Source organism: Acidimicrobiia bacterium (assembly GCA_041393965.1).
GTDB lineage: Bacteria > Actinomycetota > Acidimicrobiia > Spongiisociales > UBA5794 > UBA5794.
In genome coordinates, this window is the sequence record JAWKJB010000001.1 from 766,361 (window position 1) to 781,438 (window position 15,078).

Consider the following 15,078-nt stretch of genomic DNA (forward strand, 5'->3'; position numbering starts at 1 on the left):
TTCGGCGAGGCTCTCAGCGGGAACAGACATCGGGTGCGTAGATCCCGATGACCCGATCGTCGGGATCCTCACCTTGCACCGGCCCCCACAACAGGACGGTCCCGGACGAGCTCGTGACCGTGAAGGTGGAGCCGAGCTTCGGGTTGGTGCCGAAGGTGACTACCTCACCCGAGTAGATGTCCTGCAGATCTCCGACGGTGTCGCCGATCTTCAGTCCGCTCAGCGTCGCGATCTCCGACGGCGGCGACTGGATGTCTCCGTAGTTCAGGTCGTTGCGATAGCCGTTGAAGATCTCCTGGCCACCTGTCTTGGTGACGATCGCGGCGAAGGTCTCGAAGGTGAGAATCCGCTCAAGGTCACCGGCGCAGACTCCCCATTGGTCGGTCGAGGTCTGCCATCCGGTATCGACAGGATCCCCGAAGGAGGCAACGAGCCGGCCGATCGCGACATCGGCGTCCGTACCGAACACGATGTCGGGAATGTCGTTGTCGTTCACGCGCAGTCCGTCGGTCTTCATCTTCAGGTCCTCGGCGGGGATCGGCGGGTCAACCGGTGCATAAGGATCCGTCGACGGGAGCGTGGTTGGCGTCGTGGTCGTGGTGTCCGTGCCGTCCCCAAGGGTTGTCGTGGTCTCCCCGCCAAGCGTGGTCGTGGTGTCACTCGGTGCCGCGGTTCCCTCATCGGACCCGAACAGTTGGAAGACGGCGACGGAGAGCGCGACCAGGAGAAGGCCGACGATGAGACCGGTCAGAAGCGGTGTTCCGGGTGGCTGCCCGGGCGGGGGAACTCGTGGCCCTGCCGGTGCCGGGTCCGTTGGTGCCGGCGCGGGAGCAGAGAAGTCGCCGTACGGGTCGGTCCAGCCTGGCGGGTTGTCGAAGGGATCCCTCGGGTCGCTCACTCCATCGGTCCTTGTCGGGTCTGTGGCATTGTATGTCGGTTCGCCCGATGTGCACCGGAATCGACGATCATGGATCCTCGGTGGGCAGTTGGTTGCCGTACTGCGCGGCGATGATCTCGGACGGTTCAGTGGTCGCGATCAGAATGGATTGGTTCGTCGGTGAACGCGAGAGCCGGACCGGAATCTCGAGACGGTTGATCGAAGCGATGTCGATATCGCGGACGGACCATGCGAGGCCGATGGCGTCGGTGAGGCTGAGGGTGTCGGAAAGAACGAATGCGTCCGAGAGGGCAGCCACCGTGTCGGTGAGCTGCTTCGGAGTCTGAAAGGACTTGATGCGCTGGGCGAGTTGGAGGATGACATCCTGCTGATGCGTGTTGCGCATCAGATCACCCCGACCGGGAACACTTCTCCAAACACCGTCGCGGTATTCCTCGGTCTTGCGGGACCGGACCCACGACAGCGCCTGGGCCCCGTTGGCGTCCGTGCATCCGGCCGGGAGGTCGAGGCTGGCTTTCGGATCTCGCACCGCATGGTCAACGCAGATTTCGATACCTCCGACGGCATCGATGATGTCGACGAATCCCTCGAAGGTGAACTCGGCGAAGTGGTCCACATCGATGCCGGTCATGTCCGAGACTTGCACAGCGAGCAAGGTGCCACCGTTGATCCCCTTCGATGGGCATCCCCTCACCAGGGTGTTGATGCGGCCCTTGCTGCGTGTGCACGGATTGGTGACATACAGGTCACGGGGAAACGACATCATGAACGGGTCGGCTCCGTTGGTCGGGAGGACGAGGTACAGGATCACATCCCCGGCACCGGAGTCCGCATCGCCGCCGATGAGCAGCATCGTGACGAAGGCCTCGTCGGGGAGACCAACCGTCGTCGTGACTTGGCCAACTGGTTCTGCCGAAGGGGAGGAAGTCGAGGTGGTCGTGTCGTCGATGTCGACGAGCGCCGAGCGTGCATCGTGGAGCGCAAAGGTCTTGCGGTCGATGTCGTTCCACGACGCCCACACTTGCGCCCCGGTGACGATCCCGTAGCCGAGGAGGAGAGCAATCGTCCCCGCGAGGACATGGGCCACGAGCATCCGCCCGCCGAGGGTCGTTCCGCTGCTGATCGACATCACACCGACCGCGGCAGCTCCCACCACGGCTGCCGACACCGCCGCGGCGACGACGAGGACAGGGGTGGTCGACAGCGTGAGCAGGAACACGAATACCACGATGGTGACGATCGCAAAGATCGAGGTTTGGGGGTTCACGACGCGTTGCAGCCGCCGGCGTCTGGCGTGGTGCATGTCAGGAGCTCCCTTCGGGGAGCGTCCCCTTGTAGAAGTCTTCGATGACCTCGCGCGGCGGTGTCGTCCATACGAGGATCGACTGGTTCGACGGTGACCGTGAGAGCTCGACCGGGATCTCGATGCGGTGGATGTCCTCGATGTCGATACCGCGCATCGACCAGGCGAGCGAGATGGCATCCGAAAGGCCGAGGGTGTCGCTCAGTGTGAATGCATCGGCGACGCTCGAGACGATCTGCGTCAGCGCCTGGGGCGAGTCGAAGCCCTTCAACTCCTTCGCGAGCTCGACGATGACATCCTGTTGGTGCTCGTTGCGCATCAGGTCGCTTGTCCCTGGCATCCGGCCCCACACACCATCCTTGTAGCGCTCCGTCTTGCGGGACCGGACCCACGACAGCGCCTGGGTTCCGTTTGCCGTGGTGCAGCCTGCCGGGAGGCGGAGTTGCGCTTCCCCAAGATCCCGCACATCGTAGTCACCGACGCAGATCTCGACGCCCCCGACGGCGTCGATGATGTCGACGAATCCTTCGAAGGTGAACTCCGCGAAGTGGTCGACATCGATGCCGGTGAGGCGCGAGATCTCAACGGCGAGCAGCGTCGGCCCGTTGATGTCCTTTTCGGGGCACCCGTGCGACAGGGCGTTGATTCGGCTCTTCGTGCCGGTGCACGGGTTGGTGACATACAGGTCACGGGGAAACGACATCATGAACGGATCGGTGCCGTCGGTTGGCCGGACGAGGTACAGCAAGACATCGCTTGACCCCGAGTCTTCGTCGCCGCCGATGACGAGGAACGTTTCGAACATCTCGGGGGATTCGGTGTCAGGTGCCGGGTCCGGTGCTGTCGTGTGAGCTCCATCGACGGCAGGCAGCGCCCCCGGGTTCACCGTCGTCGTGGTTGCATCGAGGGCGACATTGGCGTCGGCGAGTGAGAACTCCTCGCGGTCGATTCCGGCCCACGCAGCCCACAGTTGCCCGCTCGTGAAGAGCGTGAACGCCGCAGCGAGGAGCACCGCCATGGCAACCGTCCGGATGATGAGGGACTTCCAAACTGACCCGAGTGGCGTCATGACGCGTTCGGACCGGTTGGTGATATAGGCCAGGACCGGCGCACCGATGTCGGCGAGTCGTTCCCCGGTCGCGACGGTTGTTGCCGGGTCTGCCTTGGGGGAGACCACGAGCACCGAGCCATCCGCGTGCGCTGCGAGGTGCGGAGTCGTATCGGACCAGCCAACAGGAGGAGCATCGATGATGATCAAATCCGCCGTTGCCGCCATCGTGTCGATGGCGGCGCCCATCTCGGGCCCCGCGAGAAGTGCTTCGTCGTCCATGGGTCCTCCCGGTGGGATCACCGGGAGCCGCACATCAGTACTCACCGTGAGGAGGCGGGCGACCTGGGGGAGCGTTGCCGTGCCATCGGCAAGGCTTGAGAGACCGGGCTCAGGTCCCGTCGAGAGGAATCGGGATGCTCCGTGACAGGTGAGGTCCGCATCGATGAACACGACGCGTCGTCCGAGACGGCTCGCCGCGATTGCCGTGTTCAGGGCCACCGTCGTGGTTCCCCAGCCAGGGACCGGGCTGGTGAAAAGGAGAATCTGGCCGGTTGTGCGTTCCTCGAGGCCTTGCGCCGCGAGGCGGTACGCGGTGGCCGCGTCCCCGTCGCCGATGGCAGGGGCGAGTGCTTCGTGGGTCGGAATCGGCCCGACATCGGGGAGGTTCGTCAGGACGGTCGCGAGCTGGCGGTGTCGTGCGACTGACGACAAGGACCACCAGATCAGTCCGCCAGCGAGTGCTCCTGCTCCGATGGCGACCGCGACCCCGAGGTTGGTCGATACGATCGTCGACACCAGGATGAACACTGCAACCGCGGCGACGAACGACAGCATCGTTGGCGCGTTGAAGATCCGACGGCGAAGACGGGGGGTCGAAGACGGTGTTGTCTCGTTGCTCATGTCAACCAGACCCAAGAGTACTTGCCCGGGTCGCCACGGGCCCTACGGGCAAGGTGTCGGGGAGTAGATTCCCACCACGGTGCCGTCGTCATCGGTCGATGTGACGGGGCCCCACAACAGGAGCTCGCCACCGTCGACCAGCCGAAAATAGTTTTGCGCGTCGATCACCTCGAAGGTGACCGTGAACGAACCGTAGGTCGACTTGAGCTGTTCGACCGTGTGTCCGACTTCGAGACCCGACAGCGTTCTGAGGACCACATCGGTGGTTCCCTCGTCCCGGTCCTCGTATCGGTAGGACACGAAGGACGCATCCGACTCCCAGCCATCGAAGACGGCGCGCAGTGGTCCCCACTGGAGCCAGTATGCCTCCTCCGGCTGACACAGGTCGCTGTCACCTGCGGCGTCCGGAGTTCCGATGCTTGCGACGAGCGTGCCCGCCACTTCGTCGATCGGTGTTCCGAACGCGAGCTCTCCGATACCCGCGGCCTTGAGCGGAAGCTCGGTGAGCGCGATGCTGTTGCCGTTGCCTTCCCAGTCCGAAGCCGCGGGATACGGGACGGTGGTCGTTGTGGTCGATGAGCTCGTTGTCGTGGTAGCCCCGGTTGTTGTCGTGGTGGAGGACGGCGACGATGTTGTCGTGGTCTCGGGTGCAGCGGCGACGGTGGTGGGTGTTGGGGAATCCCCTCCGAACCAAACGAATCCCCAGAACGCAGCAACGGCAGCGAGCAAAGCGATCGGCAGCAGCCACACCGCCTTCGAACGGGTCGGTTCTGGCGGCAGGGTCCACTCGTCCATGCCGAACTCGCCGGTGTCGTGAATGGGCACAAGCGGCGGAGGCATCGCATCGGCTGTGTCGGCCGCGGCAACCTCTTCATCGGCCGGTGTGGTTGATCCGGCGGGGGGAGGGACTTGTTTGGGGGCAGCGTCGCTGGGTGGTTCCACTCGGACATCGATCCAGGGCTTGCCGCAGGTGGGGCACCGGGTCTCGTCCGCTGGCCGTGGGGTTCCGCAATGAATACAGATGGGGAGGTTCGAGGATGTCCGTGGCATCGGCGTCAGGATAAGGCGTGCCCATGCAACCGCACGGATTTGGACACGGGGGATCGGTGTTTGCTGGTCGGCCGGAGATCCTCAGCGCTCGATGCCGGATCGGTGATCACCCGGTCGGGTCGGGTCTCGCGGTGGTGTCCTCACGATCCGGGGCTGGATCGTGTCCCGGTGAAGGTGGCGACGGCGGCGAGGGCGAGATAGGTCGCACCCGCTCCGATGCGGGCAGTTCGAGCCGCGTGGGGTCGCCTTCGCAGCAGTCGCCCCAAGTGTCCACCCGCGAACGCATAGGCACTGTCAGATACGACGCCGACAGCGATGAGGGTGACACCGAGCACGATCGTTTGTGCGGCGGGGTTCGCCGCTGCGGTGTCGACGAACTGGGGGAGGAACGCGAGGATGAAGATCGCGACTTTCGGGTTCAGCATGTTGACGATCACGCCCTCGGTGAACACTCTGCGCAAGGCGGTTGGATCCCGGGTCTCCGTCGTGAACACGGTGTCATCCATTCGGATGGTTCGGATGCCGATCCAGGCCAGGTAGGCAACACCAACCCACTTGATGGCGTTGAACATGGCGACGGAGTTCGCAAGGACAACCGACAGTCCAGCAGCGGCTCCGAGCACATGTACCCCGGTGCCGATGTTGACTCCGAGCGCCGAAACGATGCCTGCCGTGCGTCCTTGGCTGATGCTGCGGGTCAGGATGTAGATGACCGCCGGTCCGGGGATGATGACCAGCACGAACGACGCTGCAGCGAACAGGGCCAAGGTCCGGGCGTCGGGCATCGTGTGAGCATAGAGAACCCGCCCGGTCCGGCTCGAGGGCCGTCCACGGCTCGGGGGCGTGACGGTCGCATGTGCAGGTACCACATGGCCGTTCCTACCTTCCGACCCACGAGATTGTGGGTTCACAAGACCCGCTTGCTGTGTGATAGTGGTCAAGCGGCACGGGCTGGTGCCCCGTTTGCCGATCGGCCAGGACATGACGAGCGCCGACCGTCGAGTCACCTTGGAGGATGTGGATGACGACAGGTTCCAAGCCGCGAAAGGCGATCGTCGACAAGGCCGAGCGCGAGCGTGAAGAGGCCAAGGAGCGCATGGATCGCGACACCTTGAGCCGGACACTCAGGGATCGTGACCGTTCGAAGCTCACCGACGATCGCGGAAGGCTCACAACCGATCTCGTCTCCCAGTACCTGACCTCGATCGGCGAGTTCGAGCTCCTGACGGCCGAAAACGAGGTCGACTACGCGCAAAAGATCGAGGCTGGCCAGGCCGCTGCTGAGCGTCTCGATGCCGGCGATTACAAGACGAAGGCCGAACAAATCCTGCTCAAGCGCCAGGTCCGGCGCGGTGGCGAAGCGAAGGACGCGTTCCTGACGGCGAACCTCCGACTCGTTGTGGCGAATGCTCGCCGTTACGCGAACACATCCGGTATCGACTTCCTCGATCTCATCCAGGAAGGCAACCTGGGTTTGATCAGGGCAGTCGAGAAGTTCGATTGGCGAAAAGGGTTCAAGTTCTCCACCTATGCCACATGGTGGATACGCCAGGCCATCACGCGTGCCATCGCCGACAAGTCGCGCACCGTTCGCATTCCGGTGCATCTGCACGACACCCTCGCAGCGGTGCGTGCCGCGCAGGCGTCGCTGAAGGCCGAGCTCGGTCGCGACCCGAAACCGGACGAGATCGCAGAAGAAGCCGGGGTCGAGGTCTCCAAGGTCGAGCTGGCGCTTGCTGTTGCGGACACGGTTTCCCTCGAACAGCCGATCGGTGAGGATGGAGCCCAGCTCGGCGACTTCATCGAGGATGAGGACGCCGCGGACCCGGTCCGTGTGACCGAGGAGCTCGACATCGCGAATTCCCTCCGCAAGTCGATCGATCGGCTTCCGACACGCGAGGGTCGCATCCTCGCGCTCCGATACGGGTTCTACGACGGGATCCCCCGCACGCTCGAAGAGATCGGCGAGGAGTTCAACCTCACGAGGGAGCGAATCCGTCAGCTCGAGAAGCTCGCCCTGTGTCGCCTCCGGCACCCGAGCTTCGGCATCCGCGAACAGGACCTGATCTGATCGCCAAGCATCACCGCTGATCGATCACTGCAATCCGTCGCACCACGGCTGCCGCTCATCGCGTCGCCCGCCTTCTGACCCACACGACCTTGATGTCCGTGACGCGGATATCGTCCTTCTCGAGACCGACCGAAATGCGCCCGATATCTGTTGCCTTCGCATCCCATTCGGCGTCGATCTCGGCACAGGCATTCTCCATGTCGATCGTCAGGTCCTCGTACTCGTTTCGCTTCGCCTCGATCTTGCTTCGTGCCCGTTGCGCACGATCCCGCGCCTGACGAACCCGCGAGTCTGAGCGTCTCGTGCGGCCCCGCAACAGCAGGTCCATGCCGAGGTCGATGATGGCGGACCGCTGTTCATCCTCGGCGGCCTGCGCGGCGAGGTCGGCGTCCGCGACGGCGGAGTCATAGGCTCGCTTGACCTTGCGGAGCGTCGCCTCATACCTCTTGACAACGGTTGCCTTCTTCTCGTCAGCGCGATCGTCGGCGGTTGCCTTGCACCGTGCCAGAAAATCTGCTTGGGATTCTCCGGGTCGTGACACGAGATCGACAGCGCGGTTGCGTTCCAGTTCGAGCGATTCGTTGGCGTCGAGATGTCGCGTGATGTTCGACACGAGATCGTCGAAGAACCGGGACTGCGAGATCGGGATCTCTGCCGAGTCGAACGGTATGGCAGGATCAGGATCGACGAAGTCCCGCTCGTCATGATCGACGACGACGACATCGGAGGGGTCATCGACGCCGCTGTCCGTGACGATCGCTTCCCACATCTCGATGTGTTCGAGTCCGATCCGTGCTTCGTCGAACCGCATCTCGACGGTCACCGCGAACACCGGTCGGTAGACATCGCCCGCTGTGTCGTCTCCGACGCGTTCGCGCCACGGTGCGGCTGGATGGATCGCGAGCGAACGGACGCCCTCGGCGACCTTCGGGGGCGACGGCGATGACGGTTGAGCCTGATCACTCAACGCGGCGGCGGGCGCGTCGGCCCGCTCGGTCGTCTCCTTGAACCGGCCGACCTCTTCGCGCGTCATCGGGCCGCGCAGGTACGACATGGCCCAGCGCGTCGTGATGACCGTTGGAGCTGGCTCTCTCGTGCTGTGCATCACAAACCCTCGCTTCGGGAGGCTTGAGATCGTCGTGTCCATCGCTTCGGTATCGATCGCGCCCGATGCGGTTGTCAGGGCCTCGATGATCCGGGCCTTGTCGCGTTCGGTCTGGAGTCGCCCAATGCACCAGGTCCCTGCGTTCGACATTGCCTTGTAGTCGAGATCAACCGGATTCTGGGTCGACAGCAACACGCCGACACCGAACGCCCGCGCCTGTTTGAGCAAGGTGAGGATCGGCTTCTTGGCAGGTGGCCGGGCGCTTGGCGGCACGAACCCGAACACCTCGTCCATGTAGGCGAGCGCGCGAAGATTGCTGCTCCCTGGTTGGGAACGCATCCAGGTGACGAGCCGGGAGAAGACCATTGTCGTCACGAATTGGCGTTCGGTCTCCGTAAGGTGCGCGAGGTACATGATCGCCGCTCGGGGCCTTCCGTCCTTCCACAGGAGCTCTTCGATGTCGAGATCGGCGCCGGTCATCCAAGCGGCGAACGAGGGGGAGGCGAGGAGCGCATTGAGCTGCATGGCGAGCTTCATGCGGTCACGCTCAGGGAAGAACTGGTCCACCTCGAACACACCGAGCTTGCGCATCGGCGGATCGGCGATCTGGGTGATGAGGGCGGCCAGATCCAGTGTTGTCCCGTCGCGCCAGGCACGCTCGACGAGGTTGGCGACGAGGATGTGCTCTCGTGATGACACCGGATCGGTGTCGATACCGACGAGGCCGAGAAGACCCGAGGCGAATCCCTCGATCTCGTCGCGGATCGCTTCGGCTTCGGTGTCCCACGACAGGTCGGGCGGCCGCAGGTCACCGACGATGTTGACCGGGTTCGCTGCTTCGGACCCGGGCGTGTAGATCGTCATGTCGGCCTGTCGGCGCAGGTGAGCGATCGCTGCCGTGTCGAGCCCCCATGTCCCGAGTCGCTCCCGCCACATCGCAGCCTCAGCGGACGCTTTGTCCGTACGAGAGATCCCTTCCCTGTTCGCTGCCGCCTCGTCGATCCAGGGCTCGAAATCCGAAGGCGCGAGGTCAGGGAAGGTCAAGAGAAGATTGGTCATGTCCCCTTTGGGGTCGATCACAAGGGTCGGGATCCCCGCTTTGAGCGCCTCTTCCAGGAAGACGATTCCGAGGCCGGTCTTCCCCGAACCGGTCATGCCGACGATGACGCCGTGGGTGGTGAGATCGGCTGGTTCGTAGGCGTAGGACGCGCCCTCGACCCGTTCTCCGTGAGCATCGATGGGCGCTCCGAGATAGAAGCTCATGCCGGTCGATCGTAGTCGTCGGCCACGGGGCACCGTGTCCCCGGGGGAACGATCACAGGCGGGTGCGATTGGTAGGCTTGCGCCGTCGTCGATAGGACACCGTGTTCGCCGTTCGCTACCCAGCACTCCTCCTCGCCACGGCCGCGTTGGCTGCTGCCTTGATCATTGCGAACTTCGGTTGGTTCGCCCGCCGCGATCTTGCAGACTCGCAGAGGTTCTCCGAGATCGCCGTCGGCGCCCTCGCCGAACCGTCATCGACCGAAGCTATCGCTTCCATCACGGTCGAGCGCTTCAGCGATGGACGGCCCGTGCTCATCGCTGTGAGCCCGCTGCTCGAGTCGGCCCTCGTCGGAATACTTGAGCGGCCCCGTCTCGAGCCGATGCTCGTGTCCGTTGCTGCCCAGCTACACGCGGCGCTGTTCGACGGGCAGGCGGAGGGCATCGTGGTCGACCTCACCGGTGTGGAGGACCTGATCATGGGACCGCTCGAGCGCTTCGCCCCCGAGTTCGCCGCCACCATCGAATCGTCCTTTTTCGCCGAGATCGTGATCGTTGAGCCGGGCTCGCTCCCCGAGCTATCGCCCTACGCGTCGATCGCCCGGCGCATCCTGTGGGGAGCGATCCTGCTGGCCGTGATCCTGTCGGTTCTCATCGTCTTGCTTGCACGGCGGGCAGCGACCGCCACGATGATGATCGGGGGCGCGGTCGCGTTCGCCGGATTGGTGACCTCGTTCGTCCTTCCCGGGGGTCGGAGGGTCGTGATCGAAGCAGTTTCCGACGACCGGGTGGAGGTGATCGTCACGAACATCTTCCACGACCTTGCCGCTGGATTGAGGGCGCAGTCACGACTGTTGCTGATGATCGGCCTTGCCGTGGTCATTGTCGGACTGGTGCTCAGAATCGCGTCGTCACCGTCGCGGCTCGCGACAAGCGACTGATTGCCGCCAGCGTCATGGCCCGGGTGCGATCCTCGCAAAAGGCGCTACCTGACTCCGATCTCGCGGAAGGCGAGCGCGGCTTCGTCGATGACGGTGTCGAAGTTGAGGCCCATGAGGATCACGCCTGATACACCGCAAGAGCTCGCGACGCGGGCAACCTGTCGCGAGGCTTCCCACGCGATGGCGCGGCATTCGGACTCTGAGCCTGCGTGCTTGAGTCGATGCTTGAGACCTTTGCTGGCGGGAACCGCTCCGAGCTTCTCCATACGGCTATTCCACTTGGAGCTGAACGGAGGAATAGCCATAAGGAAGACCGGCGGATCGTCGGGTTGCAGGTCAAGATCGGCGATGTTCGGCTCGACCGTTGCCGGGTCGAGCACCGGGCCGACAACAAGGAACTGTGCTCCCGCGTCGATCCGACGACGCTTCTGCCACGCCTGGAACCGAGTCGGCATCCCGACCTCGAAATCCGGTAGATCACCCTGCAGTCTTCGCAAGTGACGGACGATCTCGTAGTGGTCCGCGAGATGGTCCACCTGGGGCATCGTGTCCCCGATCACCACGAGGAATGACCGGACCCCGTTGCCGAGTGCTCCTCGCACTTCTGACTCGATGGCAAGGATGTTGCGGTCCCGGGTCGATACCACGACGGTCGGGGTCACCGATGGGACATCGTGGGTTACGCGGGCCGAAAAGGCGTACGGCGACACGCGGATCTGGCCGAACACATTGTCCGTGATCAGCACATTGTCCCATGCGCCTTCGAGCAACAGGTGCGACATGTTGGGAAGCTCGGGTGGGTTCACCTCGGCGATCTTCACAAATCGGTCAGCCGATGTCAGCACGCGAATCCTTCGCCTTTCTGGCGATGAAATACTTTGCTTGTCGATGGTGGCAAATGATCGCCGATGTGGTCTGTTCAGGTTGGTATTGGTATCCGGTCTGCGCCCCGACCTTGATCCCGATCCGTGAGGCGTCGAGGAGCTCGGCAACCGTGAGGTTGTCCTCGAGGTCCGGGCACGCCGGATACCCCCACGAATACCTTCCGCCCTGATAGCCCTGTCGAAACAAACCGTGCATGGTCGGCGCGTCGGTCTGCCCGATGCCGAACTCGGAACGCACTCTCGCGTGCCAGCACTCGGCAAGCGCTTCGGTCAGTTCAACCCCGATTCCGTGCAGCTTCAGGTAGTCCTCGTAGCGGTCCTTGCGGAACAGCTCGTGCGCTTCGTCTGAGATCGCTGGACCCATGGTGACGATCTGGAAGGCGGCGACATCGGTGGCCTTGTCCGAGATCGGGCGGAAGTAGTCGGCGATGCACAGCCAGGGAGTTTCCTGTTGACGGGGGAATGACAGTCTGGCGGCTTCGACGGTTCGGTCGGTGTCGCCCCAGATCACGATGTCGTCTCCGTCTGCGCTCGCATGGAAATAGCCGTACACAACCTGGGGATGGAGGAGACCACGCGACTGAGCGCTTGCGACGCGTGCGCGAATCTCGGGCGCCATTCGCTCCTTGAAGGCAGCGTCGTCCTCGCCCTTGTCCGGCCGGTATTGCCACTGGTTGCGCAGCAGCGCGGTCGTGTTGAGGTACTGCGTGATGGCATCGATCGGTATGCCCTTGACGACGCGGGACCCGAGAAAGGGTGCGGGGGGAATGGGTTCGTCGTCAGCAATGTGAGGAGAGCGCCTCGGAACTGTTGCAGGCTGGCGCTTCACCCCCTGAACTTCAGGAATGAAGCGCTCGGGGGCCACAGGCTTTGGGCCGTTGCCGGTGATCCACTCCATTGCAGCCAAGCCTGCGAAAGCATCCTTCCCGTAGATGAGGTCGCCGGCGTATCTGCCGGCCAGGTCCTTCTCGACATAGGATCGGGTGAGTGCGGCACCACCGAGCAGCACCGGGATCGCGTCCAAGCCCCGACGGGTCAGCTCATCAAGATTGTCCCGCATGATGAGCGTGCTCTTGACGAGCAGTCCGCTCATTCCGATTGCATCGGCTCGGTGTTCTTCGAACGCCTCGATCATGTCAGCGATCGACACTTTGATGCCAAGGTTGTGGACGCGGTAGCCGTTGTTCGACAGGATGATGTCGACAAGGTTCTTCCCGATGTCGTGGACATCTCCTTGTACGGTGGCCAGCACGATGCTCCCGCGGTCGGCCGATTCGATCCGGTCGAGGTGTGGCTCGAGGTACCGAACGGCGGCCTTCATGGTTTGGGCGGACCGGAGAACGAAGGGAAGCTGCATCTGTCCCGTCCCGAACAGTTCGCCGACGATTCTCATACCTGCGAGGAGCTGATCGTTGATGATGTCGATCGCAGCACAAGAACCCAGTGCTTCATCGAGGTCGGCTTGGAGGCCTCCTGCGTTGCCGGTCACGATCCGCTTCTCGAGCCGATCTGAGACACCGAGCCCTTCGAGCGGATCAACCGTGTTCGTCTCGGTGGTGACACCTTCGAACATTTCGAGCAAGGCCGCCAGCGGGTCATACTCGGCAGTGCGCCGGTTGTGGATCAGGTCGAGACAGACCGCCTGTTGGTCGGGTGGAATCTCGGTGAGCTGGGTGATCTTGCCTGCGTGGATGATTGCTGCGTCGAGGCCCACTTCCACGCATTCGTGCAGGAACATCGAGTTGAGCACGCGACGGGCTGCAGGCTTGAGACCAAACGACACATTCGACACGCCAAGCACCGTTGCGACACCCGGGAGTTCCGCTTTGATCCTCTGGATCGCCTCAATGGTTGCTACGGCGTCGTCACGAAGGTCCTTGTCACCGGTCGATAGTGGAAATGTCAGCGCATCGAATATGAGATCTTCTGGTGCGAGCCCGTATCGGCTCAGGGCGAGATCGTGGATCCGATGCGCCACTTCCATCTTCCATGCAAGATCGCGCGCTTGGCCGCGCTCGTCGATGAGGAGGCAGATCACCGCTGATCCGTGCTCGGTTGCGAGGCGCATCACACGGTCGAACCGCGAGCCTTCTTCTTCCCCGTCCTCAAGATTCGCCGAATTGAGGACGCAACGGCCGCCGATCCGTTCGAGAGCGGCTCGCATCACCTCGGGTTCCGTGGAGTCGATGGCGATGGGAGCCGTGATCTCGGTTGCGAAGCGCTGTGCGAGCGAGTCGATGTCGACGGTCCCATCTCTCCCGACATAGTCGACACACAGATCCACGAGGTGGGCACCCTCAGCGACCTGACCCTCGCCGATCGCGATGCAGGTATCGGTGTCGCCGTCGAGCATCGCCTCGCGGAACGCTTTCGATCCGTTGGCATTCGTGCGCTCCCCGATGATCAGGATCGAAGCGTCCTGGTGGATCGGGACGGGCGAATAGGTCGAGGACAGCGATGGGATGTGTTCGGGCTGTCGGCTCGCTGGTTCGAGCGGTCGGATGTGCTCGACAAGCGTTGCTATGTACTCAGGTGTCGTACCGCAGCAACCCCCGACGATCCCAACTCCGTACTCGGTGACGAAGGTTGCCAGATGTGACGCCATGTCGCTCGCACCAAGGTCGTAGTGCATTTCCCCGGCGACGACACTCGGCAAACCCGCGTTCGGAATGATGCTGAGGGGTAGGGATGCGTATCTGCTGAGATACCGGACCGCTTCGTACATCTCAACCGGCCCTGTTGCACAGTTCAGACCGATCACATCGGGTCCAAGAGCCTCGATGGACGCGACGGCGGCACCGATTTCGGTCCCGGGAAGCATCCGACCGGTGGTTTCGATGGTGACCTGGGTTTGGATCGGGAGGTCCTGTCGTGCGGTGCGGAGCGCTCGTCGTGCACCGTTGATTGCCGCTTTCACCGAGAGCAGATCGAACTGTGTTTCGATAATGAGGAGGTCAACACCACCATCGATGAGTCCGGAAGCCTCGACCTCGTAGGCGTCGCGTAGCTCGGCGTATGAGATTTGCCCGAGTGTCGGAAACTTCGTCCCCGGTCCGATTGAGCCCGCGACGAAGCGGTCACCGTAGCGGTCGGCTGCGGACCGGGCGATCGTTGCAGCGGCAGCGGCGATGTCGTATGCCCGATCCGCCAAGCCGTACTCGCCGAGCGGTACCGAGAAGGCCCCGAAGCTGTTCGTCTCGACAACATCCGCCCCGACATCGAGGTATGCACAATGGAGGCGATCCACGACATCGGGACGCGTCAGGTTCAGGATCTCGTTGCAGCCTTCGAGATCGGGGCCTCCGAAGTCGTCTGCGGTCAGCTCCTGGCCTTGAAGCCATGTTCCCGTTGCGCCGTCGAACACGACGACGCGTCGGCCAACGGTGTCGAGGTAACTCACCATCGAAGCGCCCCGTGGTGGGTATTGCGCTGTGGCGACGCTGTGGCCATCGCGGTTCCTCTCTCGAAACGCTCATGGCGCATCGAGCGGTGCACCGCCCGTGTCCCATCGATCAGGCATTGGCACCGTGCGTGACGCCGGTTGCCGCGGTTTCATCGGGCCTGTCCCTCCACCGCTCAGGATGAGCGCTTCGTGAAAGGACATTAGCCGCACGG

General features: G+C 63.4%; 10 protein-coding genes and 1 riboswitch. Of the genes, 2 read left to right on the forward strand and 8 right to left on the reverse strand.

Going from position 1 to position 15,078, the window contains the following annotated elements; translation table 11 throughout:
* Positions 1 to 13 precede the first annotated feature (13 nt).
* From R2823_04115 to R2823_04135, 5 genes are all read right to left on the reverse strand, one after another.
* On the reverse strand, positions 14 to 898 hold the full coding sequence (locus R2823_04115; GenBank protein MEZ5175371.1) for a hypothetical protein: 885 nt from the start codon (positions 896 to 898) through the stop codon (positions 14 to 16).
* Positions 899 to 965: 67 nt separating this feature from the next.
* Positions 966 to 2,201 carry an LCP family protein gene (locus tag R2823_04120; GenBank protein MEZ5175372.1) on the reverse strand — a complete coding sequence of 412 codons (1,236 nt, stop codon included), beginning with the start codon at positions 2,199 to 2,201 and terminating at the stop codon, positions 966 to 968.
* A gap of 1 nt (position 2,202) precedes the next feature.
* Entirely contained in the window at positions 2,203 to 4,152 is a 1,950-nt protein-coding gene (locus R2823_04125; protein ID MEZ5175373.1) for an LCP family protein, read from the reverse strand.
* Positions 4,153 to 4,194: 42 nt separating this feature from the next.
* Positions 4,195 to 5,094 carry a hypothetical protein gene (locus tag R2823_04130; protein ID MEZ5175374.1) on the reverse strand — a complete coding sequence of 300 codons (900 nt, stop codon included), beginning with the start codon at positions 5,092 to 5,094 and terminating at the stop codon, positions 4,195 to 4,197.
* Between the two features lie 248 nt (positions 5,095 to 5,342).
* A complete protein-coding gene (locus R2823_04135; GenBank protein MEZ5175375.1) occupies positions 5,343 to 5,987 on the reverse strand; it encodes a LysE family translocator in 645 nt (214 codons plus the stop codon).
* Between the two features lie 236 nt (positions 5,988 to 6,223).
* On the opposite strand from R2823_04135, the gene R2823_04140 reads away from it, so the two are divergent.
* Complete coding sequence (locus tag R2823_04140; protein MEZ5175376.1) at positions 6,224 to 7,273, forward strand: sigma-70 family RNA polymerase sigma factor; 1,050 nt, start codon at positions 6,224 to 6,226, stop codon at positions 7,271 to 7,273.
* Between the two features lie 55 nt (positions 7,274 to 7,328).
* Here R2823_04140 and R2823_04145 read toward each other — a convergent pair whose 3' ends face one another.
* Entirely contained in the window at positions 7,329 to 9,641 is a 2,313-nt protein-coding gene (locus tag R2823_04145) for a DUF87 domain-containing protein (GenBank protein MEZ5175377.1), read from the reverse strand.
* A gap of 101 nt (positions 9,642 to 9,742) precedes the next feature.
* Between R2823_04145 and R2823_04150 the strand changes: the two genes are divergently transcribed.
* Positions 9,743 to 10,579: a hypothetical protein gene (locus R2823_04150; protein ID MEZ5175378.1), complete on the forward strand. Its 837-nt coding sequence runs from the start codon at positions 9,743 to 9,745 to the stop codon at positions 10,577 to 10,579.
* A gap of 44 nt (positions 10,580 to 10,623) precedes the next feature.
* Here R2823_04150 and R2823_04155 read toward each other — a convergent pair whose 3' ends face one another.
* Together R2823_04155 and metH are read right to left on the reverse strand one after the other, a co-directional pair.
* Positions 10,624 to 11,424 carry a hypothetical protein gene (locus R2823_04155; GenBank protein MEZ5175379.1) on the reverse strand — a complete coding sequence of 267 codons (801 nt, stop codon included), beginning with the start codon at positions 11,422 to 11,424 and terminating at the stop codon, positions 10,624 to 10,626.
* Positions 11,408 to 14,866, reverse strand: a complete 3,459-nt coding sequence (gene metH / locus R2823_04160; protein ID MEZ5175380.1) for a methionine synthase — start codon at positions 14,864 to 14,866, stop codon at positions 11,408 to 11,410. Before metH ends, R2823_04155 begins: the two co-directional genes overlap by 17 nt.
* A 66-nt stretch (positions 14,867 to 14,932) precedes the next feature.
* Positions 14,933 to 15,051, reverse strand: a riboswitch (SAM riboswitch).
* Positions 15,052 to 15,078: the final 27 nt, after the last annotated feature.